General features: G+C 69.1%; 29 protein-coding genes. 18 read left to right on the top strand and 11 right to left on the bottom strand.

Annotated elements, in window-relative coordinates; translation table 11 throughout:
• The first annotated feature begins 90 nt into the window (after positions 1–90).
• Positions 91–795 (top strand): hypothetical protein, encoded by a 705-nt coding sequence (locus ACWEQQ_RS17815; protein ID WP_452348933.1) that lies wholly within the window; start codon positions 91–93, stop codon positions 793–795.
• A gap of 350 nt (positions 796–1145) precedes the next feature.
• On the opposite strand, the gene ACWEQQ_RS17810 is transcribed toward ACWEQQ_RS17815, so the two are convergent.
• From ACWEQQ_RS17810 to ACWEQQ_RS17800, 3 genes are read right to left on the bottom strand one after another with little or no spacing between them, the layout of a single operon-like run.
• A complete protein-coding gene (locus ACWEQQ_RS17810) occupies positions 1146–2156 on the bottom strand; it encodes a nucleotidyl transferase AbiEii/AbiGii toxin family protein (protein ID WP_452348932.1) in 1011 nt (336 codons plus the stop codon).
• Positions 2153–2803 carry a hypothetical protein gene (locus ACWEQQ_RS17805; RefSeq protein WP_452348931.1) on the bottom strand — a complete coding sequence of 217 codons (651 nt, stop codon included), beginning with the start codon at positions 2801–2803 and terminating at the stop codon, positions 2153–2155. Before ACWEQQ_RS17805 ends, ACWEQQ_RS17810 begins: the two co-directional genes overlap by 4 nt.
• Before the next feature lie 55 nt (positions 2804–2858).
• Positions 2859–4283, bottom strand: a complete 1425-nt coding sequence (locus ACWEQQ_RS17800; protein WP_452348930.1) for an amidase — start codon at positions 4281–4283, stop codon at positions 2859–2861.
• A 156-nt stretch (positions 4284–4439) separates the two neighbouring features.
• Between ACWEQQ_RS17800 and ACWEQQ_RS17795 the strand changes: the two genes are divergently transcribed.
• The 7 genes from ACWEQQ_RS17795 to ACWEQQ_RS17765 all read left to right on the top strand — a co-directional run bounded on the left by ACWEQQ_RS17795 (position 4440) and on the right by ACWEQQ_RS17765 (position 9783).
• A complete protein-coding gene (locus ACWEQQ_RS17795) occupies positions 4440–5417 on the top strand; it encodes a LuxR C-terminal-related transcriptional regulator (protein ID WP_452348929.1) in 978 nt (325 codons plus the stop codon).
• Positions 5418–5712: 295 nt separating this feature from the next.
• Positions 5713–6156, top strand: a complete 444-nt coding sequence (locus ACWEQQ_RS17790) for a PaaI family thioesterase (RefSeq protein ID WP_452342081.1) — start codon at positions 5713–5715, stop codon at positions 6154–6156.
• Positions 6157–6285: 129 nt separating this feature from the next.
• Positions 6286–6588, top strand: coding sequence for an urease subunit gamma (locus tag ACWEQQ_RS17785; protein WP_326310528.1), 303 nt, complete (start codon positions 6286–6288; stop codon positions 6586–6588).
• A 5-nt stretch (positions 6589–6593) separates the two neighbouring features.
• Positions 6594–6905, top strand: coding sequence for an urease subunit beta (locus tag ACWEQQ_RS17780; protein WP_452342083.1), 312 nt, complete (start codon positions 6594–6596; stop codon positions 6903–6905).
• Entirely contained in the window at positions 6905–8626 is a 1722-nt protein-coding gene (locus tag ACWEQQ_RS17775) for an urease subunit alpha (protein WP_452348928.1), read from the top strand. The genes ACWEQQ_RS17780 and ACWEQQ_RS17775 overlap by 1 nt, the downstream gene beginning before the upstream one ends.
• 109 nt (positions 8627–8735) lie before the next feature.
• A complete protein-coding gene (locus ACWEQQ_RS17770) occupies positions 8736–9407 on the top strand; it encodes an O-methyltransferase (protein ID WP_452348927.1) in 672 nt (223 codons plus the stop codon).
• Positions 9408–9525: 118 nt separating this feature from the next.
• Complete coding sequence (locus ACWEQQ_RS17765) at positions 9526–9783, top strand: hypothetical protein (RefSeq protein ID WP_452348926.1); 258 nt, start codon at positions 9526–9528, stop codon at positions 9781–9783.
• A 40-nt stretch (positions 9784–9823) separates the two neighbouring features.
• Here the strand turns inward: ACWEQQ_RS17765 and ACWEQQ_RS17760 are convergent, their stop codons facing one another.
• Positions 9824–10378: a PadR family transcriptional regulator gene (locus ACWEQQ_RS17760; RefSeq protein ID WP_452342087.1), complete on the bottom strand. Its 555-nt coding sequence runs from the start codon at positions 10376–10378 to the stop codon at positions 9824–9826.
• Positions 10379–10465: 87 nt separating this feature from the next.
• Between ACWEQQ_RS17760 and ACWEQQ_RS17755 the strand changes: the two genes are divergently transcribed.
• Positions 10466–10873, top strand: coding sequence for a nuclear transport factor 2 family protein (locus ACWEQQ_RS17755; protein WP_452348925.1), 408 nt, complete (start codon positions 10466–10468; stop codon positions 10871–10873).
• Between the two features lie 4 nt (positions 10874–10877).
• A complete protein-coding gene (locus ACWEQQ_RS17750; RefSeq protein WP_452342089.1) occupies positions 10878–11288 on the top strand; it encodes a YchJ family protein in 411 nt (136 codons plus the stop codon).
• Between the two features lie 30 nt (positions 11289–11318).
• On the opposite strand, the gene ACWEQQ_RS17745 is transcribed toward ACWEQQ_RS17750, so the two are convergent.
• The 4 genes from ACWEQQ_RS17745 to ACWEQQ_RS17730 all read right to left on the bottom strand — a co-directional run bounded on the left by ACWEQQ_RS17745 (position 11319) and on the right by ACWEQQ_RS17730 (position 16405).
• Positions 11319–12260, bottom strand: coding sequence for a formylglycine-generating enzyme family protein (locus ACWEQQ_RS17745; protein ID WP_452348924.1), 942 nt, complete (start codon positions 12258–12260; stop codon positions 11319–11321).
• A gap of 11 nt (positions 12261–12271) precedes the next feature.
• Positions 12272–14623: an arylsulfatase gene (locus ACWEQQ_RS17740; RefSeq protein WP_452348923.1), complete on the bottom strand. Its 2352-nt coding sequence runs from the start codon at positions 14621–14623 to the stop codon at positions 12272–12274.
• Positions 14624–14791: 168 nt separating this feature from the next.
• Positions 14792–15382: a cadmium resistance transporter gene (locus ACWEQQ_RS17735; protein WP_452348922.1), complete on the bottom strand. Its 591-nt coding sequence runs from the start codon at positions 15380–15382 to the stop codon at positions 14792–14794.
• Positions 15383–15736: 354 nt separating this feature from the next.
• Positions 15737–16405, bottom strand: a complete 669-nt coding sequence (locus ACWEQQ_RS17730) for a TetR/AcrR family transcriptional regulator (RefSeq protein WP_452348921.1) — start codon at positions 16403–16405, stop codon at positions 15737–15739.
• Between the two features lie 112 nt (positions 16406–16517).
• Here ACWEQQ_RS17730 and ACWEQQ_RS17725 point away from each other — a divergent pair, with 112 nt between their 5' ends.
• Entirely contained in the window at positions 16518–18017 is a 1500-nt protein-coding gene (locus ACWEQQ_RS17725; protein ID WP_452348920.1) for an MFS transporter, read from the top strand.
• On the opposite strand, the gene ACWEQQ_RS17720 is transcribed toward ACWEQQ_RS17725, so the two are convergent.
• Entirely contained in the window at positions 18014–18850 is an 837-nt protein-coding gene (locus ACWEQQ_RS17720; RefSeq protein ID WP_452348919.1) for a hypothetical protein, read from the bottom strand. The two genes, ACWEQQ_RS17725 and ACWEQQ_RS17720, sit on opposite strands and share 4 nt — an antisense overlap.
• Before the next feature lie 118 nt (positions 18851–18968).
• Here ACWEQQ_RS17720 and ACWEQQ_RS17715 point away from each other — a divergent pair, with 118 nt between their 5' ends.
• Entirely contained in the window at positions 18969–19871 is a 903-nt protein-coding gene (locus tag ACWEQQ_RS17715; RefSeq protein ID WP_452348918.1) for an SDR family NAD(P)-dependent oxidoreductase, read from the top strand.
• On the opposite strand, the gene ACWEQQ_RS17710 is transcribed toward ACWEQQ_RS17715, so the two are convergent.
• A complete protein-coding gene (locus tag ACWEQQ_RS17710; protein ID WP_452348917.1) occupies positions 19860–20837 on the bottom strand; it encodes a zinc-binding dehydrogenase in 978 nt (325 codons plus the stop codon). The two genes, ACWEQQ_RS17715 and ACWEQQ_RS17710, sit on opposite strands and share 12 nt — an antisense overlap.
• 205 nt (positions 20838–21042) lie before the next feature.
• On the opposite strand from ACWEQQ_RS17710, the gene ACWEQQ_RS17705 reads away from it, so the two are divergent.
• The 4 genes from ACWEQQ_RS17705 (at position 21043) to ACWEQQ_RS17690 (ending at position 23385) form a co-directional block, all read left to right on the top strand.
• A complete protein-coding gene (locus tag ACWEQQ_RS17705; protein ID WP_452342097.1) occupies positions 21043–21270 on the top strand; it encodes a hypothetical protein in 228 nt (75 codons plus the stop codon).
• A gap of 61 nt (positions 21271–21331) precedes the next feature.
• Positions 21332–21964, top strand: coding sequence for an urease accessory protein UreF (locus tag ACWEQQ_RS17700; protein WP_452348916.1), 633 nt, complete (start codon positions 21332–21334; stop codon positions 21962–21964).
• Between the two features lie 67 nt (positions 21965–22031).
• Complete coding sequence (gene ureG, locus ACWEQQ_RS17695; protein WP_452342099.1) at positions 22032–22745, top strand: urease accessory protein UreG; 714 nt, start codon at positions 22032–22034, stop codon at positions 22743–22745.
• On the top strand, positions 22735–23385 hold the full coding sequence (locus tag ACWEQQ_RS17690) for an urease accessory protein UreD (protein ID WP_452349012.1): 651 nt from the start codon (positions 22735–22737) through the stop codon (positions 23383–23385). The genes ureG and ACWEQQ_RS17690 overlap by 11 nt, the downstream gene beginning before the upstream one ends.
• Here ACWEQQ_RS17690 and ACWEQQ_RS17685 read toward each other — a convergent pair.
• Positions 23326–24414 (bottom strand): nucleotidyl transferase AbiEii/AbiGii toxin family protein, encoded by a 1089-nt coding sequence (locus ACWEQQ_RS17685; protein ID WP_452348915.1) that lies wholly within the window; start codon positions 24412–24414, stop codon positions 23326–23328. The two genes, ACWEQQ_RS17690 and ACWEQQ_RS17685, sit on opposite strands and share 60 nt — an antisense overlap.
• A 406-nt stretch (positions 24415–24820) precedes the next feature.
• On the opposite strand from ACWEQQ_RS17685, the gene ACWEQQ_RS17680 reads away from it, so the two are divergent.
• The gene (locus ACWEQQ_RS17680; protein ID WP_452342101.1) at positions 24821–25522 is read left to right on the top strand and encodes an SDR family oxidoreductase; all 702 of its coding nucleotides are present in this window, start codon (positions 24821–24823) and stop codon (positions 25520–25522) included.
• 28 nt (positions 25523–25550) lie between these two features.
• The gene (locus ACWEQQ_RS17675) at positions 25551–25970 is read left to right on the top strand and encodes a tautomerase family protein (protein WP_452348914.1); all 420 of its coding nucleotides are present in this window, start codon (positions 25551–25553) and stop codon (positions 25968–25970) included.
• The last annotated feature ends 480 nt before the right edge of the window (positions 25971–26450 follow it).

The raw sequence follows: 26450 nt of genomic DNA, 5'->3' as shown, positions 1-26450 counted from the left end.
CATTGCTTCGATAAGTCTGGTAAGCCTAACCTACCTTCCCGTGCTCATTGCCCCTGCATTGGCCGAATAGTCGATGAATGAGGAGGTTCGATGCTCGAACCCGTAACCGTGTGTCCGCCGCGCGATTCCCGGCTCGCCTTCGGGACGGCCTGTTCCCGCCTGCGCGCCCTGCAACCCGAACACCCGCGCGTCTACGCCGTCGCCGCCATGGCCGACCAGGGCAAACGCCGCTGGTGGCGGCTCGCCGACGGCATCCGCGAGGGGCGGATCGAGATGATGTACCGGCGGCACGCGGCCGAGATGAGCAATGCCGACATCGCGGCCGAGGTGGTGGCCACGGCGCTCATCCACGCGGTGATCGGACGGGTGATGGCCATGGTGGTGTCCGAGGGCCGAGCCTGGGATCCGGGCCTGGAGAACCTGTGGATCCACACCGACAACGACGGCGGTATCGACTGGGCGGGCCTGTCCGACACCACGATCCGCGTGATCGACGGCGACCTCCTCACCGGCGAGGACGGCGTCGTGGCCCTGCCCTGTGAGCCGGCGCTCTACGTCTGGCTCGCCCACCGCTGCCTGCCGGCCCTGTCCCTGGTCCAGGAGGCGATGGCGCATTGCTCGGGTCTGGGCGTCCGCCGCTTCTGGGGCCTGGTCGCGGAATCCGTTGTGGGCGCGGCGACCTACGTGCCCGCGCTGTCGCGCACCTCGTCCTCGGAAGGCGCGCGCCGCGGCCAGGCCATGCTCGCCGTGCTGGAGGACCGCGGTCTACCGGTCCGCCGGGCCTGCATCAGGTAGGCCCGACCCGCACCTGGCGTCGGCCGGTCGAGACCGGATCCGGTCTCGATCGGGGTCAGGAGACGGACACCGGCCCTGCTGCGTTGCCGGGCCTCGCTCCTCAGACCGTGATGGTGATCTGCTGGTCGATGGCCGACTGCAGCACCCCGGCCTGGTCCTGGTTACTGGTGGCGTTCAGCTGCAGGACGAGTAGACGCCGCCGGGTCCCGGAATGACAACGGTCTCCTGCGCGGACACCGCGGAAATGCCTTGCAGCGTGCGTCGGCCAACGCCGTCTTGCCGATTCCGCCCTCTCCAGCCGCGCCCCGCCCACCGGTCACAGAAATTCAGCGCATGAGCGGCAATCCCTGTCAGCGCTGCTCGCCGACCTCCTCCGGGGGGAAGGCCGGCGCGAGGGCTTCGGTCAGCCGCCGGGCGAAGGCGTCCTGCTGGTCCGCCAGGTCCGGGCGGTCCTTCGCGAACTCGGCCCAGTCGGCGTCGATGGCGATCTGCCACAGCTGGATGAACCGGGTGTCCGGGGTGACCGCGCGAAGCAGTTCCGGCGTCGGCGTGCAGTGCTCGGCGAGCAGGACGGCGTCGTAGAGGTCCTTACCCTCGGGGAAGCGGTCGTCGGTGAGCCACAGCAGTTTCCACGCCAGCGACAGTTCCGGGCCGGCCGCGAGCATGGCGGCGGCCGGGCCGGGGCGGCCCAGGCGAGGGATCTCGGTCCAGCGCGGCGGTTCGGGCAGGGGTTCGTTGAACACGAAGTCCAATTGCACGGTGCCGGAGGGGATCCGGGCATCGAGGGCGGTCCAGGGCACGACCAGACGGCGACCGGGGACGCGGTCGTAGGTCCAGATGTCGGCATCGACGGCCTCGCCGGCGTGGAGACGGATCGACTCGGAGGCCTCGGCGGCCGCGGCCGCCCGGGCAGCGATATCGGCGAGCATGCTGTCGGTGAGGTCGCTGTGGAACTCCCATTCGGTGGGCAGCACGATGAAATCCACGTCGCCGGGCTCGCGGGCCAGGTCGCCGAACCAGGCGCCGAGCACGACGCTGCCGCGCAATACCAGGTGGTCGGTCCAGGGAGAATCGGCGATGGCCGCCAGCACGGCATCGAGGGCGTCACGGCGAGCGGCGAACCAGCCCGCGGCCAGGTCCGCGTCGTCGAAGTGCGGTTCGCTCAAGCGCATTCCCATGCGATGCTCCGCCATGGCGGGATCGAAGACCGGCCGCTGCTGGACGCCGTCGCCGGCGACCGGCAGCAGCGTGCGGGGCAGGTCGCGTAGTTCCCTGTCCGCTGGGGACGGCGGCTGGGCCGGGACCACGGCGGTGGGCTTCCACGGGCCGGGCCCCAGGGCGGTCCACGGGGTGGTCGTCATGGCCGATTCTCTCCCTCGGTGATCCAGCCGGCGTCGATCGACTCGTCGGTGTCGAGGACGACGAATTCACGTTCGGCGGAGAGTACTTCGTAGTTGTTCGCTCGCAGCGCGGTCAGCAGGGCGGTGTGGCGGGCGGTGGCGGTGGCGTCGCCGACCAGGCGGCAGCGTTGGGTGACGAACCGCTCGGTGCGGCCGTCGGGCCGGGTGCGGCGGGCATTGGCGGACAGGTGTGCGGTGTGGGCGGTGGCGAGGCGGGCGAGTGCGCGCACCTCGGTGCCGGGTGTGAGCAGCAGTTTGATGTGGTGCTCGAAGTAGTAGCCGGCACCCAATGCGACGGCGGCGTCATCGGTGGCGGGCACGCCTGCCGCCCAGGGTGTCGCCTCGATCTTGGTGCGGACCACCTCGAATCCCGCGGCACCGAGGCGCGCGGTGAGCGCCGCTACCGAATCCGCAACCGCGGGAAGCGATCCCGCGGCGTGGACGGTGAGCATCGGCTGGTCGATGACGCGGCCGCGCTCCAGCACGATGTGCACGAACTTCAATCCCTGTGCGGCGGCGTACCGTTCGAGGCGTCCGGCATCGGTCGCGCGCACGGTGAGGTGGGCTTCGAAGTCGCCGTGGAAGATCGGGGGAGCGGTCGCGGTCACCGCGCCATCCTCGCAAACCCACCGCCGTGCCGTCGCAGGGTTTTCGGGCGCCGGATCAGTGTGCGTGGATCCCGGGGCGCCGCCGGTGCCAGGGGAGTCGGCGCTCCAGGTCGGCGGCGATCGCGAGCAGGGTGGCCTCCCGGCCGTAGCCGGCGACGAACTGCACACCGACCGGAAGGTTCGAGGCCGATCGGCCCAGCGGCAGCGAGATGGCCGGGTTGCCCGTGGCATTGAACAGTGCGGTGTACGAGCCGAATTCGAAGATCTTGCGACACCACTCGGGCGCGGTCAGCGCCGGATCGTCGGCGTCGAGGTGGCCCAGCGGCAGCGCCGGGCGCGCGGTGGTGGGGGTGAGGTAGAGGTCGTAGTCGGTGAGCAGCCGGGCCACCGCGCGGCGAGCCGTATTGAAGGTCGACTCGACCGCGTACAGATCGGCCGCGGTGCGGGTGGCGCCGTAGGCGACACAGGCGCGGGTGGTGGCCTCGAGGTGATCGGCGCCCGGCGTGACGCCCAGCGCGGCCGCGGCGGTGGTGACGGCGTCGGCGAGGAAACTGCACCAGGCGTCGAGGTTGGCGCGGTGGAACGCCTCGTAATCGACAGCGGGATCGGCCAGTTCGACCTGATGCCCCATGTCGGCCAGTTCGCGGGCGACGTCCGCGACCGCCCGCGCGCAGTCCGGATCGGCCTGCGACAGGTCGGCGGTCACGGCGATGCGCAGTATGGGCGCGGGCCGGGTGATGAGCGTGCGGAAGTCGGCCGGCTCGGCGGGGAACAGGTACTTGTCCCCGGGTTCGCTGCCGTGCACGGCGTCGAGCAGGCCCGCGCAGTCCCGCACCGTCCGGGTGACCGCGAACTCCACACCCATGCCGAGCAGCGGATCGGCGTAATCGGGTGCGGCGGAGACCCGTCCGCGACTCGGCTTCAGCCCGACCAGTCCGCACACCGCGGCCGGGATACGGATGGATCCGCCGCCGTCATTGGCGTGCGCGACCGGCAGCGCCCCGGCAGCCACCAAGGCGGCTGCGCCACCGCTGGATCCGCCCGCGCTGCGCGCCGGATCCCACGGATTCCGGGTGGGCGCACCATAGGCGCGGGCCTCGGTGGTGGCGTTGAAACCGAGCTCGGGGGAGGTGGTCACCGCCATGGTGGCCAGGCCCGCGCGCCGGAAGCGGGCCATCAGCGCGGTGTCGTGCGGGTGCGCCACACCCTCGCCGAACAACCGGCTGCCATTGCGCTGCGGCACGCCCGCCGCGTGGATGATCAGATCCTTGATCGCGAACGGCACGCCGGCGAACGGACCGGACGGGTCGTAGTCCAGCGGCCGCTCGAACACCTCGCCCACGACCGCCCCGAGCTGGGGATCGACCTGGGCGATCGCGGCCGCCGCCGCAGCCTGGACCTCGGCGGCCCCGGCCTGTCCCTGCCGCATGAGGGTGGCGAGACCGGTCGCGTCGTGTGCCGCGTAGTCGGCGATATCCATCGGAAACCTCCCGGTGCTGTGTGCTGGTGCGCCAGAACGTAGGTCGCCGCGCCGGGTGCGGCATCCGTCGATCGACGGACGCGGTTCGGCGGTCCGGGTGCTGTCCGCACACCGTCCCGTGGCCGCGGGAATCGTGACCGGCGTCATACTGGCCGGATGGTTGCCGCATCTGATGAGGGTCTGGACCCGGCCGTCGCCCTGCGGGTCCGGACGTCGATCGCGGCGGCGACACCGGACCGGCCGGGTCTGGGCCGGGTGTTGTTCGAGCTGTCGCGGGTCGTCGCCTTCGAGCACGCGGCGCTGTCACGGTTCGATCCGGTCGCCGGAGTGCACCGCACGGCGGCCGGTGTCGGCTATCCGCCGGGTGCGCTCGAAGTCATCGATACCTGCCTGCACACGCACCCGATGTTCACGCGGCTCCGCGACGAGCGGGTACCCCTCGAACTGGGTGCGGTTCCGGCCACGGCCCGCTCCGGACCGGTGTTCGAACGGGTCATCGTGCCGCTCGGTTACCGGCAGGGCCTCACCCAGCCGTTGTTCGGCGTGGACGGCCGCTACCTGGGCATGCTGAACATGAGTGGCACTGCGGGCGTGCCGTTCTCGCGGTCGTCGATGACCGCGCTCGCCCTGCTCGCCGACGTGGTCGGCGCGGCGCTCGATCCGTGCCGCAGCCCCGAGACCGCGGTCGATCCCGGGGAATCGGTGGTGCTCGTCGGCCCCGGGAATGACGTGCACGCGGTGACGGAGTTCGCCACAGCGAGGTTGTTCGCGGCCGGTACCGCCGGATTCCAGCTCGCGCGGTCGGTGGCCGAATCCGGTTGTCCGCGTGACCATCTCCTGATCGCCGGCGGGGAGGTCTACCGCACACGGATGCGCCCGGCCCGCTCCGGCGGCACCCGGGTCGCCTACCGCCGGATCGACCCGCCGCACGCGCTCACCCTGCGCGAACTCGAGGTCCTCGCGCTGCTCCCGGCGGGCGGATCCAATGCCCGGATCGCCGCCGACCTCGGCGTCGAACCCTCCACCATCGCCACCCATATCGAACGCATCCTGCGGAAACTGAACGCGCCCAACCGAACCGTCGCCGCCACCACCGCGGTGCGCTGGGGCCTCGAGGTCGAGGCCGCGCGCTGATCGGCTCGGAACGGGAAGTGGCCACCGGGGTCGCGCTCGATCTGCAGCTCTACGACGTGGAGAGCGCCCGATACCCGGGATGGATCCGCCTGCTGTGGGGCATGGCCGGAGAAGACGAAGTGGTGGGTTCCGTCGTCCGACGGAACCCACCACCGGCAGGGGATCGGGGCCACCGCAGCCCTCGGGGCCTCGCTCGATCCTGACGCCGAAGCCAGTATAGGTCAGGCTTACCTAACTAGACAAGTGGCGCCGACCCGGCGGTCCGGACCGAGATCCCGCGTGCGAACGTGGAGCAATGAGCGACGACTTCTCCTCGATCAAGTCCCTGGCCGATATCACCCCGGAGCTGATGAACAAGTTCAGCGAGGGCACCTTCACCGACCTGCTGGGACTGAAGTTCACCGCGCTGAGCGGTGACGGGGTGGCCGCGGAGTGGGTGGTGACGCCGCAGCAGTATCAGCCGGCGGGGATCGTCAACGGCGGCGTGTACTGCACGGTCATCGAGACCCTCGCCAGCGTGGCGGCCGGCGCCTGGCTGGGCGATCGCGGGACCGTGGTGGGCGTCAACAACAACACCGACTTCCTGCGCGCGGTGCGGGAGGGCAAGCTGACCGGTGTCGCGAGCCCGATCCATCGCGGGCGTTCGCAGCAGCTGTGGCAGGTGGTGATCACCGACGAACAGGACCGGACGGTGGCGCGCGGTCAGGTCCGGCTGCAGAACCTCAACCCCCAGAACTGAAGGCGCGGAACCGGAATCGCCGCGCCGGAACTCGTCGTCCGCGGATCGTATATCACCGAAACATGCTGGTAACGCAGGTCGTGCCAGAATGACCGACGATCCGTCCCCGCGATTCGACGAGGAGTCCGAATGCGACTGTCGCCGCACGAGCAGGAGCGCCTGCTGCTGAGTTACGCGGCCGAGCTGGCCCGGCGGCGACAGGCCCGTGGACTCAAACTGAACCACCCGGAAGCGATCGCGATCATCACCGATCACGTGCTCGAGGGGGCGCGCGACGGCCGCACCGTCGCCGAGCTGATGGCCTCGGGCCGCACCGTGCTCACCCGCGACGACGTCATGGACGGCATCCCGGAGATGATCCACGACGTCCAGGTCGAGGCCACCTTCCCGGACGGCACCAAGCTCGTCACCGTCCACCACCCGATCGGATGACGGCCGTGATTCCTGGCGAATACCTCTGTGCCGAAGGCACGATCGAGCTCAACGCGGGCGCGGAACGCATCGAACTGGACGTGGTCAATACCGGTGACCGGCCGGTTCAGGTCGGCTCGCACGTGCACTTCCCGCAGGCCAATACCGCCCTCGAATTCGACCGCGCGGCCGCCCGCGGCCGCCGCCTCGACATTCCCGCCGGCACCGCGGTGCGCTTCGAACCCGGTCTGGGGCAGCGGGTTTCGCTGGTTCCGCTGGGCGGCGCCCGCGAGGTGCACGGAATCAGCCTCACCCCACCCGGAAAGCTGGATGCCTGATGGCCGAACTGTCCCGCGCCCGTTACGCCGAACTGTTCGGGCCCACCGCCGGCGACCGAATCCGCCTGGCGGACACCGATCTGCTCATCGAGATCACCGAGGACCGCAGCGGCGGACCGGGTCTCGCCGGTGACGAGGCCGTCTTCGGTGGCGGCAAGGTGCTGCGCGAATCCATGGGCCAGGCCCGCGCCACCCGCGCCGAGGGCACCCCGGACACCGTCATCACCGGCGTGGTGATCGTCGACTACTGGGGAATCATCAAGGCCGACATCGGTATCCGTGACGGCCGCATCGTCGCCATCGGCAAGGCCGGCAACCCCGACACCATGAGCGGGGTGCACCCGGACCTGGTGGTCGGGCCCTCGACGGAGATCATCGCCGGCAACGGCCGGATCGTCACCGCGGGCGCCATCGACTGCCACGTGCACTTCATCTGCCCGCAGATCCTCGACGAGGCCATGGCCGGCGGCATCACCACCCTCGTCGGCGGCGGCACCGGACCCGCCGAGGGCTCCAAGGCCACCACCGTCACCCCGGGCGCCTGGCATCTGGCCCGCATGCTGGAGTCCACCGACTCCTGGCCGGTGAACATCCTGCTGCTGGGCAAGGGCAATACCGTGCGCGAGGACGCGCTGTGGGAGCAATTGCGCGGCGGCGCGGGCGGTTTCAAACTGCACGAGGACTGGGGCACCACCCCGGCCGCCATCGACCACTGCCTCACCGTGGCCGACGCCTCCGGCGTGCAGGTGGCGCTGCACTCGGACACCTTGAACGAGGCCGGATTCGTGGAGGACACGCTCGCCGCCATCCGGGGCCGGGCCATCCACTCGTATCACACCGAGGGTGCGGGCGGCGGGCACGCACCCGACATCATCACCGTCGCTGCGCATCTCAACGTGCTGCCCAGCTCCACCAACCCGACGCGGCCGCACACCGTCAACACCCTCGACGAGCATCTGGACATGCTCATGGTGTGCCATCACCTGAGCCCGTCCATTCCGGAGGATCTGGCCTTCGCGGAGAGCCGGATCCGGCCCTCCACCATCGCGGCCGAGGATCTGCTGCACGATCTGGGCGCGATCTCCATGATCGGCAGTGACGCACAGGCCATGGGCCGCATCGGCGAGGTGGTCATGCGCACCTGGCAGACCGCGCACGTCATGAAGCGCCGTCGCGGCGCGCTGCCCGGCGACGGTGCGGCCGACAACAACCGGGTGCGGCGCTACGTCGCGAAATACACCATCTGCCCGGCGGTTACGCACGGCCTCGACGCCGAGATCGGCTCCGTCGAAGTGGGCAAACTGGCCGACCTGGTGCTGTGGGAGCCCGCCTTCTTCGGGGTCCGCCCGCACGCGGTCATCAAGGGCGGCACGATCGCGTGGGCCGCCATGGGCGACGCCAACGCGTCCATTCCCACTCCGCAGCCGGTACTGCCGCGCCCGATGTTCGGGGCCGCGCCGAGCGTGGCGGCGGGCACCTCGCTGCACTTCGTGTCCGAGCAGGCCATCGAGGACGGCCTCGCGAACCGGCTGCGGGTGAACCGGAAACTGGTGCCGGTGGCCAATGTTCGCAGCCGCACCAAGGCCGACCTCCCCAACAACGACGCCATGCCCCGCATCGAGGTGGAGCCGGACACCTTCACCGTCCGGATCGACGGGGAGGTGTGGGCCGAACAGCCCGCCACCGAACTGCCCATGGCACAGCGGTACTTCCTGTTCTGAACGGAGCCGGCGCCGGGCGCGGCGGGCGCGCGCCCGGCTCCCGAGTGGGAAATCTCTCGGCGTGAGCGCAATGCTGGGAGTGCGCCGGAGGCGGTGGCAGACTTCGGATATGACGACTGCCGAGTGGGCCGAAGTTGATCACTATCTCGTCGAAACCCTGGTGGGAGACGAGGATTCGGAAACCTTGCGGGCGAACGCGCAGGCGGGGCTGCCCGCCATCGACGTCTCGCCGCCGCAGGGCAAGTTCCTGTATCTGATCGCGAAATCCGTGCGGGCGCGGCGCGTACTCGAGGTCGGCACGCTGGGGGGATACAGCACCACCTGGCTGGCACGGGCCGTCGGGAAGGCCGGCCGGGTGGTGACCCTCGAATACGAGCCGAAGCACGCCGAGGTGGCGCGCCACAATCTGGATCGCGCGGGGGTGGGGGAGCGGGTCGACATCCGGGTCGGCGCGGCGCTGGACTCGCTGCCGGTGCTGGCCGAGGAGCAGCCGGAACCGTTCGATCTGGTCTTCATCGATGCCGACAAGGTCAACAACGCCAACTATGTGCGGTGGGCCCTGCGGCTGACCCGGCCCGGGTCGGTGATCATCGTCGACAATGTGGTCCGCAATGGTGGTATCGCCGACGCGGCGTCGGCGGATGCGGCGGTGCGGGCCAGCCGGGAGGTCATCGAATTGATCGCCGCCGAGCCACGATTGGACGGGAGCGTACTGCAGACCGTTGGCGGAAAGGGTTGGGACGGTTTCGCTTACGCGGTCGTGCTCGGCGAGGACGACTGAGTTTCAGGTCACGGAACGGAGGGTGAACTGGGTATACTCTGCCCGGTCCGCCTCGCCCCGGAAAATTTGCTGCACGTTCGCTTGTCATCCTGTGGGTGTCGTCAATACGGTCGTACGCATGACGGACCCGTACGGCTCGACCTTTCCGCCGCCAGCCTTCGCGGCCCTGCCGGAATCCGGGCATCGACCCGGCGCGCTCGAGCGGTTGCGCTCGGCCGTGTTCGTGGCCGCGCTGGTCGGGACGGTGGGTGTGCTCGCCGTCGTCATCTATCGCGGCGAGCATCCGGCCACCGCCGACCCCGGCCGGAACCAGCGGGCCGGCGTCTCCACCACCGTGTCGGCCAGTCCGGTGCTCCCGGTCGTGCACGCGTCGTAATGCCCTGTGGGGCAATCACTGTCACCTGCCCTGCGGGCGATCACTCTCGCGAACCGGGCGTTTCGTCCGGGTTCGCGGCCAACTCCTCCCAGTAGTCCACGTACGCCTGCTCGTGCATGATGCCCAGCCGCAGCACGCGGGCGCGGGAGGTCGCGCGCTCGCTGTCGTCCGGATCGATCTCGCTGTACAGCGTCCGGTACAGCTCCAGCCAGCCGCGATGCTCGGCGGCCTGATTGCGGGCCAGTGCCACCACGTCACCGGGCTCGCCGAGGTCGGCGAAGAACAGTTTCAGCTGCGCGGGATCGCGGGTCTCCGGCGGCGGCGAGGTGGGGTCGCCCAGCCAGCGGGTGAGTTCGGCGCGGCCGGCTTCGGTGAGATGGAAGACGCGGCGGCGGCGTCCGCTCTCCTCGGCCTCCTCGTGCAGCAGGCCCTGCTCGGCCAGGCGCGGCGGGACGCGATAGAGCTGGGCGTGCGGGATGGGCCAGAACTTGTCGACGCTCTCCTCGAGGCGGACCTTCAGGTCGTAGGGCGTCAGCGGGCCGTGCCGGGCGATGAGGCCCAGCACGATGTGGTCCTGCGGGCCGAGGTCGGTCATTCGGCAACTCCTCTCGGGTTGACACGGTATCGCTGAGACTATACATTCATTCCCGTCATACCGTATCAATGAGACTATGGAGTTGGGATGCGCGACTACGCCATCGACCTGTACAACCGCTGGGCCGCCCTCTGGAACGGCGACCTCGCCATCGCCGCCGAGATCATGGCGCCCGAATTCACCCTCCGCTACGCCCAGCCCGGCGCGTCCGCCTTCGACGACGTCCGCGACCCCGCGGCCCTCGCCGCCGTCGTCGACGCGTTCCGCGCCGAACGGCCGGGCCTGGAGTACGCCCCGCAGGGCGTGCCCGTCGTCGACATGGCCGACAGCCGAACCGGACTAGTCGCCCAGCCCTACGGGGCCCGGATCGTCGATCCGGACGGCACCGTCGTGCGCGACATCAGCGGTACCGACATCCTGCGGTTCGAGAACGGGCGGATCGTCGAGGTCTGGTCGGTGTCCGGTGGACCCACCGGACGCAGCTTCTACGCTTGAGCCCATGTCGAAGCGCCGCACCCCCCGTCCCGTGCCCGAGGACTGCCCGTGCGGGCTGCCCGCCGCCTACGCCGACTGCTGCGGGCGCCTGCACCGCGGCGAGGTCAGCGCGGGCACCGCCGAACAGCTGATGCGGTCGCGCTTCAGCGCGTTCGCGGTGCGGGACGAGGCGTATCTGCTGCGCAGCTGGGCCCCCGAAACCCGGCCCGCCGATGTGGATTTCGACCCGGGACTGCGCTGGGACCGGCTCGAGATCCTCGGCACGACCGGCGGGGGACCGTTCCACACCGAGGGCACGGTGGAGTTCCGTGCCCACTACCGCGCCCACGGCAGGGCGGGGCAGCTGCACGAGAACAGTCGCTTCCGCCGCGACCGCGGGGCGTGGGTCTACCTCGACGGCGACATCGAGAACTGATCAGCGAGTTCGGTTCTGCCGCACCACTCGTCACGGACCTTCGTCGCGCACGACACAACGGAATCCGAGATGGCAGGTGGCGGTGTCCTCGGTCTGCCCCTGCCGGGCGGCCGGGCGGTAGCGCAGACAGTAGTCGGCCGCGCACAGATACGAGCCGCCCTTGACCACGCGGCGCGGAAAGCGTTGCGCCGCTTCGACTTCGGGTGTGTCCACCTGTGGGTTGCGTGGCGCGCAACAGGACGACGCCGAGTGCCCGGGGTGAAAGAAGTCGACCGTCCACTCCCAGACGTTGCCGGTCACGTCGTACAGGCCGTAGCCGTTGGGCGAATAGGTGCCGATCGCCGTGGTGCCGGGTGTGGACGTCTGCCCTCGGCCGGGATGGAACTTCCAGGGGAAGGCGCCGACCCAGACATTGGCCAGGCGCCGGCCGGTGGGTTCGAATTCGTCACCCCAGGCGTAGGTCGCCGAATCGAGTCCGCCGCGGGCCGCGTACTCCCATTCCGCCTCCGTGGGCAGCTGTTTGCCGGCCCAGGCCGCGTAGGCCGAAGCGTCCTCGTAGGCGACCTGGGTGACCGGGTGACGATCGAGCCCGTCGAGCGTACTGCCGGGTCCGTGTGGATGGCGCCAGCTCGCTCCCGGAACGTACCGCCACCAGCGGCGCCAGTTGTCCAACGACACCGGACCCGAGGTGGGCCGGAACACCAGCGCGCCCGGTGTCAGGTCCGCCGGCTCCGCATCCGGGTAGTCCTCGGCCGCCGGAATGCGCTCGGCGACAGTGATGTATCCGGTTTGCTTGACGAATCGCCGGAAGGCGGCGTTGGTCACCGGGTGCGGGTCGATCCAGAACGAATCGACTCGCACCCGATGCACCGGCCGCTCCTCGGGGAAGAAACCCTCCGAACCCATGCTGAAATCGCCACCGGCTATCCGGACCATGCCGCGGTGGACCTGTGCGCGGATCGCAGTGGCCATGGGCGCTCGCCTCAATCGCGCGAAAAGGCCGCGGCCGCTGCCATTTCCAGATCCTGGTACGGCTTTCCGCTCACGTCCTCGATGACCTGGTGCATAGTCCCCCCGGTGAACGGGAACGGTGACCGGTACCGCGCCGTCACGGACTGGCCGGTGTCCCGGCCGACCCGGACGCCCTCCCCGACACCGGAGAACACGGTCGGCTGGATCCGCATGTCGTCGAGTGAACCCACGGGGTTCTCATCGATGTAGAGGACGGCCTCACCCGTGGGCGTGAAGTGGTCGGGCCGGGTGCCGTGCCGTTCGTACCGCACCCCGAGGATGTGATCGCCGAGCGGTACCCGGCGGTCGGAGACGATGGCCTGCTCCTCCTCGCCGAGGAAGTTGTAGATGTAGCACAGGCGACCGTCCTGGACGAACAAGGCGTGCCCGCCGAGCCGCCCACCGTGGGCGAACAGCACTCCCTCCGCGTCCGGGCTGGTGATCGTCGTCTCGGCCAGCAGTGCGAACGAGCGTCCCAGAATCTCGAGCGCCGCGCCCGGTCCGACCTCCGCGCTGTCCGGGTAGTAGACGGCCCGGTCCAGGCCCTTGGCGTAGGTCGGGCGATAGCGCACCATCGCGGAGACGATGTCGAGATCGTTGAGCGGCATCCCGTTGTATTTCTCGGCCTCCGAGAACCACAGTGCCTTCAGTTCCTCCAGCTTCTCGGGATGGACCTCGGCCAGGTCGTGCATCTGGCTGCGGTCCTGTTCGAGATGGAACAGTTCCCAGCGGTCCTTGTCGAAATGTCCCCAGCCCGACGGGCATGCCGCGTGAATGGTGTCGGCGAACCACCCGCGATGCCAGATGCCGCGCGTGCCGAGCATCGAATAGAACTGGGTGTGCTTGCCGATATCGGCGCCGGCGTCTTCGAAGAGGGCCCGGAAGCTGACCCCCTCCAAGGGTCGCTGCTCCACGTTCTTCACCGTGTCCGGCGGTGTGATGCCGAGCAGTTCGTAGACGGTGGGGGTGATGTCGCAGACGTTGAGGTACTGGTGGCGGATCTCACCACGGGCCGGGATGCCGGCCGGCCACGACATCACGCATGGATCGGCGATGCCACCTTCGTGCGAGGCATACCGCTTGTACAGCTTGTACGGGGTGTTGAAGGCCATCGCCCACCCGATGCTGTAGTGGTTGTAGGTGGTCGGCAAACCCAGCTCGTCGAGCTTGGCCAGACTGTCCTCGATCGTGTCGATGTAGCCGTTGAAGAACTTCATCTCGTTGACCGAACCGTTCGGACCGCCCTCACCGCTGGCGCCGTTGTCCGAGAAGGCCACGATGATGGTGTTGTCGAGCTGGCCGCTCTCCTCGAGATAGTCCAGCAACCGGCCGATCTGGGCGTCCGTGTACGACAGGAATCCGGCGAACACCTCCGCCTGCCGGGCGAACAGCCGTTTCTCGTTGTCGGACAGCGAATCCCATGCCCGTACCGTGTCCTGCGCCGGCCACGGCTTGCCATCGGCGCTGGTGACGTTCAGGTACGGGTTCATGGGCGACAGCTCGGTGTTCTCCGGCACCAGGCCCATGCGCTTCTGGTTCTCCAGCACTATCTCGCGATACTTCTCGTAGCCCATGTCGAACCGGCCGCGGTATTTGTCGGCCCACTCGTGCGCGACGTGGTGCGGCGCATGCCCGCATCCCGGGCACAGGTACATGAACCAGGGTTTGTCGGGGGCGATCACCTTTGCGTCGCGAATGAACTCGATCGACTTGTCGGCCAGATCCTTCGACAGGTGATACCCGTCCTCCGGCGGATAGGGCTGCGAGATCGGGTGATTGTCGTACACCAGATTCGGATACCACTGGTCGGCCTCGCCGCCCAGGAAGCCGTAGAACCGCTCGAACCCGCGCCCCAGCGGCCAATGCCGCTTCGACGCCGCGAGATTCTCCTCCTCGAGCGGCGTCATGTGCCATTTGCCGACGGCGTAGGTGTTCCACCCGCGCTCGGCGAGCACCTCCGAACACAACGCGGTGTCGGCGGGTATGCGCCCCGACAGGCTCGGGAATCCATCGCTGAATTCTTCGATCGTCGCCATGCCGACCGATGACGCGTTTCGCCCGGTCAGCAGCGAGGCACGCGTGGGCGAACACAGTGCGGTGGTGTGGAACTGCGTGAACTGCACGCCGCGATCGGCGATCCGCTTCATATTCGGCATATCGACCAGACCGCCGTAGCAGTCCCAGGTAGCGATTCCGATGTCGTCCCACACGAGATACAGCACGTTGGGCGCGCCCTGCTTCGCGGTCGGCTCCGCGTACGGGCCCCAGTCGGCGACCGAGTCACGGATATCCAGGGCGACATGTCCTTCGAACTTCCTGGCCATCATTCACCTCGGGAAAAGGAGAATCGTTGGGAGTGATACCCAGCTCCGGCGATACCGCTGGGAGTTCATCGACGCGTCGGTGACCATGCCATTCCTGGACTCGGTGTCCGGAACTCTCGCTGCTCACCGGCCTCTCGTTCCGATAGAAGAGTACCGACCGGAATGGACTCATAGCAGCAGTTGGCCGAACACGAGGCCCGAACGGTCGATGATGTAGAGCCCGAGCACGATCAGCACGACCGGCATCATCCAACGGCTGTAGCGCCGCAGGATTTCGGCCGGCCGGCGATGGGCTATCAGCACCATGCCGGCCGAACACCAGGCGGCGGTGAGGATGGCGAACACCATGACGGTGAGCAGCGCGTCCGCCGTCCCCATGATGCGAAAGGCCGGAGTGTAGACGGAGATATTGTCCCCGCCGTTGGCGACGGTCAGTCCCACCACCGACCACAGCCCGGTGCCGGCCGCGGGCGGTGTGCGGTCGCAGCGTCGACGGGCCCGGACCAGCATCCCGATCCCCAGGCTCAGCGGGACCACGCCGAGCAGTCCGATCCACTCCACCGGGACGGCGCAGAGTCCCAGCGCCGCCAGCCCGGACACCGCCACGATCAGCCCGACGCCGAGGAACTGCCCGGCCCAGATCTGCCACCGCCGCGGGATTCCCGTGCTGCGCGAGGTGACGTTGAGCACCGTCAACACGACCGCATTGTCGATGTTGGTACCGACGAACATCGCCGCGGCGGTCACGACGGTGGCCATCTCCGCCAAGCCTGGGTGGGCGCCGGATGGGCTAGGGCGCGGTTCCGAGTTCGGTACACATCGACCACCGATCGATGGACGGAACGGATGCCGAATCAGGTCGACGGCAAAAGCATGTGGCCGGCGCCGGGGTCCCGCTGGATATCACGGCCTGCGACCCGGATGGCCTTGCCTGGGAACTCGAAAGAGAGTGTTCGAGTCTACGAGTGATCGAACAGGGGCACAAGACGCCGTCGCCGTCTGCACGCAGAAGCCGCAGAACTGCATCGTCCGCAATATTGCAGTCAATGCAAGAGTGCAGGCGATGCCGGACAACGGGATTCGGTGGTGCCCATGATGGTGATTCCGGGCGGATCAGTGAGTGGCGCGGGCCTCGAAGCCGTCGCACAGTGCGGTGAGACCGGTGTCGAGCAGATGCTCCGGATTCAGCAGGGCGGTGTCGCCCGTGCCGACGAGATCGGCGAGCGGGGGCGGGATGGGCCAGCGCGGGTCGCCGTCGAGCAGGGCGGTGAGCCCGGAGCGTTCGTCGGCGCTGCTGTCGCGGCCCTGCAGCAGCCGGGCGCTGACCTCCTGTAGAGCGACCCCGGCGATGTAGCTCCACACCGACAGTGACATACGGGTCGCCTCGCGGGTGTCGACGCCGAGCTCGGCGAAGCCCTCGACCAGCCAGCTCAGCACCACCAGGCTGTGCTCGCCGAAGTTGTAGCGCGGCACCGCGAAGGTGAACAGCACCCACGGATGTTCCTGGTAGAGACGCCAATCCACCTCGGCCGCGATCCGCACCCGGTCCCGCCAGGTCCAGCCCTGGCCCTCGGCCGGCGGGTAGGGGTTGCGCCGCGAGACCTCATCGGTCATGGCCGCCAGCAGGGTGTCCTTGTTGGGGATGTGCCGGTACAGCGACATGGCGCCGGAGTTCATCCGATCGGCGATGCGGCGCATGGACAGGGAATCCAGTCCGGACTCGTCGGCCAGGGTGATGGCGGTGTCGACGATGGCGGCCCGGGTGAGCTTGGCCTCGGTCATCGGACGAATTGTTCCCTTCCGCGCAGGGGTTGCGTACACTGTACTCGCGCTCGTGCGTACAACGTACGCGCGCATTTTCTTGCAAGCCCGAAATCAGCCCGAAGGATAGGTCATGACGAGTACCCTCGCGCGTCCCGACGTGAAGACGCCGCGCCGCGCCTGGGCGGGCCTGGCGGTTCTGCTGCTGCCGGTGCTGCTGGTGTCGATGGACATGTCGGTGCTCTACCTGGCCATGCCGACCCTCACCCAGAGCCTGGATCCGTCCGCGACACAGCAGCTCTGGATCCTCGACATCTACGGCTTCATGATCGCGGGACTGCTCATCACCATGGGCAATCTGGGCGACCGCATCGGGCGCCGCAATATTCTGCTCGCCGGTGCCACGGTTTTCGGAATCGCGTCGGCGCTGGCCGCTTTCGCACCCAGCGCGGACGTGCTCATCGCGGCGCGGGCGCTCATGGGCATCGGCGGCGCGACACTGCTGCCGTCCAGCCTGGCCCTGATCTCGACACTGTTCCCGAACGATCGGGCACGGGCCACCGCCATCGGCGTCTGGACCGCGTTCTTCGCGGGCGGGTCGGCGGTCGGGCCCATCATCGGCGGCATCCTGCTGCACCACTTCTGGTGGGGCTCGGTGTTCCTCATCAATACGCCGGTGCTGCTGGTGCTGCTGATGTTCGGTCCGCTGCTGCTGCCCGAGCACCGCGAGGCCGGGCGCGGGCGCCTGGACTGGGTGAGCGTGCTGCTGTCCATCGGTGGCATCCTGCCGCTCGTGTACGCCGTCAAGCATTGCGCGGCCGAGGGATTCGACCTGCCGGCCGTCGGCATCGGGATCCTCGGCGTGCTACTGCTGACCGCGTTCATCCGGCGGCAGCGGACGCTGGCCGAACCCCTGCTGGATCTGAGCCTGTTCCGGCGCGGGCTGTTCTCGGTGGCCATCGGGTCCAGCACGGTCGGCATGCTGGCGCTGGCCGGCATGAGCTACCTGACCAGCGTGTACCTGCAGTCGGTGACCGGCCGCGACGCACTGCAGTCGGCGCTGCTCGGGATTCCGGGGGCCGTGGTGGTGTTCGTGTTCTCGATGAGCGGCGCGCGGATCGGGCGCAGGCTCGGCACCAAGACCACCTTCGTGCTGGCGCTGAGCATGGCGTCCCTGGGCAATCTCATGCTGCTCGGGGTCGGTGTGGACGGCGGGATCGGCTGGTACATCGCCGGTTCCGTGGTCGCGGGCGCGGGCTTCGGCATCGCGTTCACGCTGGTGTCGGAGGTGGCGGTGTCGTCGGTCCCGGCCGAGCGGGCCGGGTCGGCGGTCGGCATCTCCGAGACCAGCTTCGAACTCGGCAACGGGCTGGGCCTGGCGCTGCTGGGATCCCTGGCGGCCCTGGTGTTCCGCTCCGGCGGGAACTTCGGGCCGACGCTGGGCGAGACCGTCGACCAGGCCGGTGACAATGCCGCCCTGGTCGAATCGGCGCGGGAATCCTTCGTGACCGGTATGCACGTGGCGACCACGACCGGTGCGGTGCTGCTGGCCGCGATGGCGGTGGTGGTGTTCTTCGCCAAGTCCGGCGCCCCCGCGACCAGCGCCGCGGTGCCGGCCGGTTCCGCGCACTAGCCGAACAGGGTGGTCCACACCTCGGTGATGCGGGCGCGCCAGGGCATGACCACCCGCTGATACGCCCAGCGCACCGGGCTCGCGAGGGCACGCCAGGCGCGGGCGACGGCCGCGAAGAGTGGTTGCAGGACAGTGCGGTGGAACCAGCGGCAGGGGGCCACCACCGTGATGTGGACGACGGTGGTGGCCACCCGCCAGCCGAACAGGACCGTCACGACCACGGCGTAGACCAGAGGACGCAGCACCCATCGCCACAGGTGCTCCGCGGGCCACACGATCAACCAGGTGACGAGCGGTTCGAGCACCGTGACCAGCAGCCAGTGGCCGCCGGGCCGCAGGATTCGCCGCCACAGGGCCGAGATCGGGACGGCGACCAGCCACTTCCACGCCATGGCCAGCGTCCACCCGATAGCCTCGGCGATCGGTCTCACCACGGTGCGGAAGATCCACGGGATGCCCGGCTTCAGGACCCGCCGCCACAGCCACTCCTCGATGGCGCGCTGGATCGGGCGCAGGACATAGGCGAGCAGGAATGCCCCGATCGGGGTGAGGACCATGCCGAACAGCAGCTGCTGGATCAGCAGGTGCCAGAGATAGTTGCGCACGAAATTGCGCAGCGGGCGGAAGACCCAGTCCCGGAACAAGATCGCCAGCGGTCGCGCCAGATGCTCGTCGAACAGCCTGAATGCCGCGGCGATCAGTCGCGGTATCCGCCTGAGCGCCTCCCACACCAGCCGCGGTGGAACGAACAGCACCAGCACGATGCCGCGTGCGATCCAACCCGGGATCGAGACGTGTTCCGGCGTCGGCTCTTCCGGCGCTCGATGCGACATGACGGATTCCTTCCCCCCGTAGACCGCCTCCCATCCTGGTGCCGGAAAGCGGGCTGCGCCCAGGGTATTTCCACTCAGTTCCCGATCACATACCGGTCCGACGGTTAGGCTCGGAAACGTGGCTGAGCAAGACGCTCCGAACAGTGCGCGACCGGCCGGGTCGAACGGACGTCCGTTGGCGGAACGCGTGGCGACCAGACTCTTCTATCCGACCTCCCGGCCGCGTGAGAAAGCGCTGCGCGAGGCCGTGTCCGGCGAGGTCATCCTGGTGACCGGCGCCTCGCACGGCATCGGCAAGGCGGCCGCGCGGAAACTGGCGGCCGCGGGCGCGACGGTGCTGCTGGTGGCGCGGTCGCTGGCGGACCTCGAACGGGTGGCCGCCGAGATCCGGGAAGCGGGCGGGACGGCGCACGTCTACCAGTCGGACATCACCGAATTCGATGCCGTCGAGGCCCTGGGGCAGCGGGTGCTGGCCGAGCACGGCCGGGTCGACGTGATGATCAACAACGCGGGCCGGTCGATTCGCCGCCCGATCGACGAATCCTATGACCGGTTCCACGATTTCACCCGCACCATCGACGTCAACTACCTCGGACCCGTCCGGTTGCTGCTCACCCTGCTGCCGAGCATGCGCGAGCACCGGCGCGGGCACATCGTCAACATCTCCACCTGGGGACTGCGCATGCCGCCCGCGCCGCGGTGGTCGGCCTACGGTGCGTCCAAGGGCGCCTTCGACATCTGGTTGCGCACCGTGGCGACGGAGATCGCCGCCGACGGTGTCACCACCACCTCGGTGTACATGCCGCTGGTACACACCCGCATGAGCGCGCCCACCGATTTCTCCGGCGTGCCCGGGCTCAGCGCCGACGAGGCGGCCGATCTCATCTGCCACGCCGTGGTGGCGCGGCCGCTGGAGATCTCGCCCTGGTGGACCGGTCCGGTGCAGGCGTTCTCGGATCTGCGGCGCGGGGCCGCGCAACGGTTCATGGAGCGCGGCATGGGGCGCCGGTCAGGGAAGTAGCACCACTTTTCCGGTCGTCTCGCGGGATTCGAGGGCCCGGTGCGCGGCGGCGGCTTGCGCGAGTGGGAAGGACTGGACGGCCGGGCGCAGACGGCCGGTCGCGGCCTCGGCCAGCGCGCGAGTTTCCAAGGCGCGCAAGCCGCCCGCGCGTTCCAGCATGGGCGGGCCGAGCACGACCTGCGAGGTGATGCCGCGTGCGGCGAGGGCCTGCTCGTCGAGGTCGATCTGTCCGCCGGACCAGCCGAACACCAGTCGCACGCCGCCGGCGCCGAGCAGATCGACCGCGGTGCGGGCGATCTCGCCGCCGACACCGTCGAACAGCAGGGTGGCCGGACGGTCGCCGTAGCGGGCGCGCACCGCGTCCGGCCATGCCGGGTCCAGGTAGTCCAGCGCCAGATCCGCGCCGTTCTCGTAGACCTGATCGGCCTTCGCCTTGCCGCCCGCGAGTCCGATGACGGTCGCGCCCGCTGCGGCCAGGTACTGCACCAGCAGGGTGCCGATGCCACCGGCCGCGGACGGCACGATGGCCACGGTCTCGGCGCTGACCTCGGCGAAGCCGAGAATCCCGAGCGTGGTGCGTCCGGTGCCGATCATGGCGACCGCGGCCCCGACATCGACACCGTCCGGAATCGCGTGCAGCCGTTCGGCTTCGGTGACGGTGAGTTCCGCGTATCCGCCCGGCATCTGCCCGATGTGGGCGACGACCGCGCGGCCGAGCCAGCTGTCGTCCACTCCGGAACCGACCCGGTCCACCGTCCCCGCCACTTCCCGTCCGGGGGTGGTCGGCAGTTCCGGGATCGGCGTCGGCGATCCCGAGAAGCCCTGCCGCAGTGCGGTATCCAGCAGATGCACCCCCGCCGCGCGGACCGCGATCCGGACCTGGCCGGGACCGGGCTCGGGGTCCGGGACCGTCTCGTACCGCAGATTCTCGGCAGGTCCGAACTCATGAAGACGGATGGCGCGCACAGCAACTCCTGGTCTCGGCAATGAACGTGCCCCCAAGCCTGCAACCTGAAGATTGGTTCAGGTCAAGTTCCCTGGCGCGGGCTCCGCCGCCTGCGGCGCTGAATTCACCTCGCGATTTGAAACGAATTGCCTTCACACTCACGGCCTTCGGGTTAGTCTCGCTGCGTTCCGCTTCCTGTGAGCTTGCTGTGAGAGAGGACGATTCATGAAAACCGTTGTGCTGAAAGCCTGTGCGATCGCGGCCATCGGCTCCGGACTCGGCGCGGCCCCGGCCCTGGCCGCCCCGCTGTCGCTGCAACCCGCCGCCCCCGAACCGGCCGCGGTGAACCCCGTCGCCGGGCTGGTCCCCGAGACCGGTTCCGCGGGCGCGCTCAATTCCTTCACCTGCGCCCTGAAGAGCATCTCGGCCTCGATGCCCTGCCTGCTCACCTAACCGAGGGGCCGCGGCCGGGCGCGGCCTAGGATCGGGCCATGCGATATCCGGACGTACGGCGATGAGCCTGGCCACCCTCCTCACCCTCGCCGATTCCCGGCTGCCGATCGGCGGGCACGTGCATTCGGGCGGGGTCGAGGAGGCAGTCGCCTCCGGTCTGCTGCGCGATGTCGCGAGCGTCGAGCTCTACCTGCGGCGGCGCATCCGCACCTCCGGGCTGGTGGCGGCCTCACTGGCCGCCGCCGTCTGCGCGGGGACCCTCGAACCGGGGCGCGCCGAACTCGAGGCCGACGCTCGGACGCCGTCGCCGGCGGCTCGGGCGGCGTCGCGGGCCCAGGGGCGCGGGCTGCTGCGGCTGGCAAAACAGGTCTGGCCGCACGCCGATTGGCGGGCGCTCGGTGCTCGACCGCATCTGTCCACGGTATTCGGGGTGGTCGGTACGGTGTGCGACGCCGCGCCCGAGGACATCGCCGCCGTCACCGTCTACACCACCATGACCGGGGCCGCGACGGCCGCGCAGCGACTGCTGGCCCTCGATCCCGCCGCGGTCGCCGCCTGCACCGTCCGGCTCGCCGAGCTGTGCGACGCCACCGCGCGGCAGGCGGCGAAATCGCTTGCCGCGCTCTCCGACCCGCTGCAGGACGTGCTCGCCGAGCGGCACCTGCGGCGGGACATGCCGCTGTTCGCGTCCTAGCCGGTCACCGGGTTGGTAACAACCGGTTTACGTGGCTGGGCAAGGATGGGGGTGAAAGGAGCCGCACATGCCACCTCACCTCATCGACGGGGAACCGCACGACCACAGCCACGACCGGCCCAAGCGGGAGCGGACGCCGGGGGAGCCGCTGCGGATCGGGATCGGCGGGCCCGTCGGGTCCGGGAAGACCGCGCTGACCGCGGCCCTGTGCCGGCAGCTCCGGGACGAGCTGTCGCTGGCCGTGCTGACCAATGACATCTACACCACCGAGGACGCGGACTTCCTGCGCCGGCACGCGGTGCTGCCCGACGAGCGGATCACGGCGGTCCAGACCGGCGGCTGCCCGCACACCGCGATCCGCGACGACATCACCGCGAACCTGGACGCCATCGACGACCTGATCGAGGCGAACCCGCCGCTGGATCTGATCCTGGTCGAGTCGGGCGGCGACAATTTGACCGCCACGTTTTCCTCCGGCCTGATCGACGCGCAGATCTTCGTGGTCGACGTGGCCGGTGGCGACAAGGTACCGCGCAAGGGCGGACCTGGCGTGACCTGGTCGGATCTGCTGGTTATCAACAAGACCGATTTGGCCCCCATGGTCGGCGCGGATCTGGCTGTCATGGACCGGGATTCGACCAAGGTGCGCGAAGGCCGGCCGTTCGTGTTCACCTCCCTCACCGAGGACCCGGCCGCGACGCCGGTCCTGGCCTGGGTGCGCGAACAGCTGCGCGTGGCCACCGAACAGGACGCGGCGGCGGGCAGTGCCCATTCGCACTGAGCTCCGCATCACCGCGACCGCCGGGACGCTGCCGCACATCCACGCGATCGGCGGCCTGGCGGCGCGGCACACCGGTGCGGACACGGTGCATATCATCGGCACCGCCGCCACCCCGCTCGGCGGCGACGTGCTGGACATCGTCGTGTCGGTGGGTGCGGGCGCGCGGTTGACGGTCCGGTCGGTGGCCGCCACCATCGCGCTGCCCGGGCGCGAGACCCGGAAGTCCGTGGCGCACTGGCGGTTCGACGTGGCCGCCGGCGGCGAACTCGATGTCGATCCCGAGCCGACGGTGGTCGCGGGCGGCGCCGAGCACGACACCTTCACCACCATCCGCCTGGAAGAGGGTGCGCGCCTGCGCCTTCGGGAACGCATCCAGATCGGCCGCACCGGCGAGGACCACGGCTTCTGGAGCGGCGAGCTCACCGCCGACATCGGCGCCACCCCACTCCTGCGGCACCGCCTCGAACTCGGCGCGGACACCATCACCGACGACGCCCTCTCGGCCCCGCGCGCACTGGAGAGTGTGCTCACCTACCCTGACGACCGCCCGGCCGACACCACCGGCCTGGACGCAGCACTCCTACCCCTCGCCGCAGGCGGCACCCTGTTCACCCGGACGGGTCGCCTGCTGACCCGCTGACCCGGAGTTCCTCTCTCGAGGAGATCTATGCCCGGCTCGGGTGAGCGCTCGGACCAGTCGTTCGAGCCATTCGCGCAGGCTGCCGGTGACGTCCGGATGGTTCTGCCGGAACGTGTCCCAGTGGACGTTCCAGGTGAGGATGTCGTCGGCTTCGAAATCGTCGGCTGCTGCGCCGAGGGCTCTGCGCAGCAGCGGCCGGGGTAGGTGGATGCGCGGGGACTCCGCCAGGAGCACGGCGTCGTAGAGATCCTTGCCCGCGCCGCCGTCGCGGATGTCGACGTACTCCGAGGTTCTGGTGGATTCGGCGAACAGCCACAGGAGTTTCCATGCCAGCGACAATTCCGGGCTCGCCGTGACGCAGGGGGTGGGCGCGCTGCCGTCGCCGCGTGGCACGAGGGTCCAGACTGGGGAGTCGGGGAGGGATTGGTCGGCGGCGAAATCCACTTGGACCGAGCCCGTCATCGCGTCGGGGCCGGTCGTGTACCAGGGCACCCGGACCCTGAGGCCGGGGGTGTCGTTGTAGTCGAGGGCATAGCTCCCGTCCGAAGTGTCGTCGATACCGTCGGCGCTCAGGACCACACCTGCCGGGGTCGCCGGTCGCTGCCGGATCGTCTCGACCAGGTTGTCCAGCAGGGGAGTCCAGGTGTGGTTCTCGCTGTAGTCGTCCGGATCCACCCAGTGCAGGCCCTCCGGCGGCAGGATCGGGCATAGCCCGAACGACTCGAACTGCTCGTCCTCCCACATCTCGCCGGTCACCGCTCCGAACGCGGCCTCGGGCCAGTGCTGTACCCAGGACATGTCCTCGACATAGGGAAACGGGTCGGCCGGATCGGTGAAGGCGACATCGGTCGGGTCGGGCACGATCCAGTCCAGATCGGCCGGCGGCCTCGCCTTGTCGCCGACCCACGCGGCCATGGTGATACTCCCGCGCAGCACCAGCCCACGGCCCCACGGTGATTCGGCGATCAGCTCCAGCGTGTGGTCCAGCGCCGCCCGATGAGCAGCGCGGAACCGCGGTGTCGTCTCCACCTCCACGACGCTAGAACAGGGGTGTGACAGGAAGTCACGGTCATTCCGGGTTGTAGGACCGCGAAAGCGCCACGCGCTCACCGGACTTGGACGATCAAGATCAGGGAGCCGTCACTGCGGAATTCTGCCCTGTCCCACTCCGGGAGCTCCCTGATCTTGTCGCCGGGATTGCGCCGCAACAGATTCGGGCCCCCGATCATCGCGCTGCGCGGGGTGGCTGACCGGCGACGGCGTCGCTACTTCCCGGCTCGGGCCCGAGATGGCGAGACCAGGTGGGTTTCGCAGCGGCCTCGGCGAGATCGATGCCCATCGCGACGACGGCAGATCCGCGACCTGTATTTACTCGCCCAAGGTAGCTATAGTTAGATATAGTCAGATGGGGCCGTCAGTGAATCAGGAGGTAGATATGACGACAATCGAGGGTGCGAATGTTCTGGTGACGGGCGGGCAGCGTGGGCTGGGCCGTGCGTTTGCCCGGGAGTTTCTGGACCGGGGTGCGGCCAAGGTGTACGTGAGCGCGCGGAAGCCGGAGTCGAGTGACGATCCGCGGATCGTGCCGGTCGAGCTGGAGGTCACCGATCCGGATTCGATTGCCGCGGTCGCGGAGCGGGCCGGGGATGTGAGCATCGTGGTGAACAATGCGGGGGTGTTGCGGCCGGCTCCGCTGTTGCAGACCGAGATGGCGGATGTGGTGGAGACGTTCGAGACGAATGTCTTCGGGCCGCTGCGGATCGCGCGGGCCTTCGCGCCGATCCTCGCCGCGAACGGTGGCGGGGCGCTGGTGGATATCCACTCGGTGCTGTCCTGGAGTTCGGGGGCGGCCGCGTACGGCGCGTCGAAGGCCGCGCTGTGGTCGATCACCAATTCCCTGCGGATCGAATTGGCGGGGCAGGGTACGCAGGTGGTCGGTGTGCATCTCGCGTTCGCCGACACCGACATGGTGAAGGCCATCGCGGCGCCGAAGATCAGTCCGGCCGAGGTGGCGGCGGCGGTCGCCGACGGGCTGGAGCAGGGGTCGACCGAGGTGCTCGTGGACGACTTCACCAGGCAGGTGAAGGCCGCGCTGTCCGGCCCGGTCGAGGGCCTCGTGCTGTCGTTCGGTCGCTGAAAATCCGTCTCTTCCAAGGGAGTTCATCATGCCGCTGTGGCACATCTATCACCCCGCCGACACCCTCACGGCCGAGGACAAACAGAATTTCGCCAAGGACATCACGGCGTACTACGCGCGCTTCGGGCTGCCGGAGTTCTACGCGGTGGCGCTCTTCCACGAGGTCCCGGCCGACTCTTTCTATGTCGGCGGGGTATCGATCCCCGCGGTGCGGATCACCATCGACCATCTGGCGCGCCAACTCGAGGACCCCGATCTGCGCAAGCACATGAGCGAGCGTCTGCACGATCTCATGGCCCCGTACACCCTCGATCGGGGGCTGCATCTCGAATTCAATATCAACGAGGTACCCCGGGACACCTGGATGATCGGTGGACTGTTCCCGCCCCCGCCCGGCAGCCATATCGAGCGTGGCTGGGCCGAGGCGAACAAACCCATTCCCTACTGACCGAGGACGTGGCCCGGATCGGCGCGGTGGGCTGGCGGGGCCGGCGGGAACCGGCCCTCACCGCCGGTTCCCACCGCGAGCACAGCGGTGCTCGATCGAGCTGCTCGGCGGCGAGGGTCAGTCGCCGACGACGCGGGGTTGAGCATTGAACGCGTTGAACGCATTGGCGGCCGCGCCGACTACGGCGGCGGCCGGCCACTGCGCCCTGGGCGCGCCGTCCTGCTGTGTCATCGGAGCGACCTCGGCCGGTGCCGCGTTTGCGGTGCCCGATCCGACGATCGCCGGTATTAGTGGAACCGCCCCTGCCGCAACCACATTGCCGACCTTGTTCCGGTGCGGGTTGAGTGGTCGGTGCTTACCTGCGGCCATGCAGAACCTTTCTGTTCAGGCAGAACATCTAGGGGTACATCGACGCTCGGCATTCGAACCCACCGGTCGCCTGGATTGGTGACAAAGTGGACAACCGGAAATCATTGCCAT

It is taken from the genome of Nocardia sp. NPDC004123 (assembly GCF_053603795.1).
This window is presented reverse-complemented; position numbering and strand designations above follow the sequence as displayed.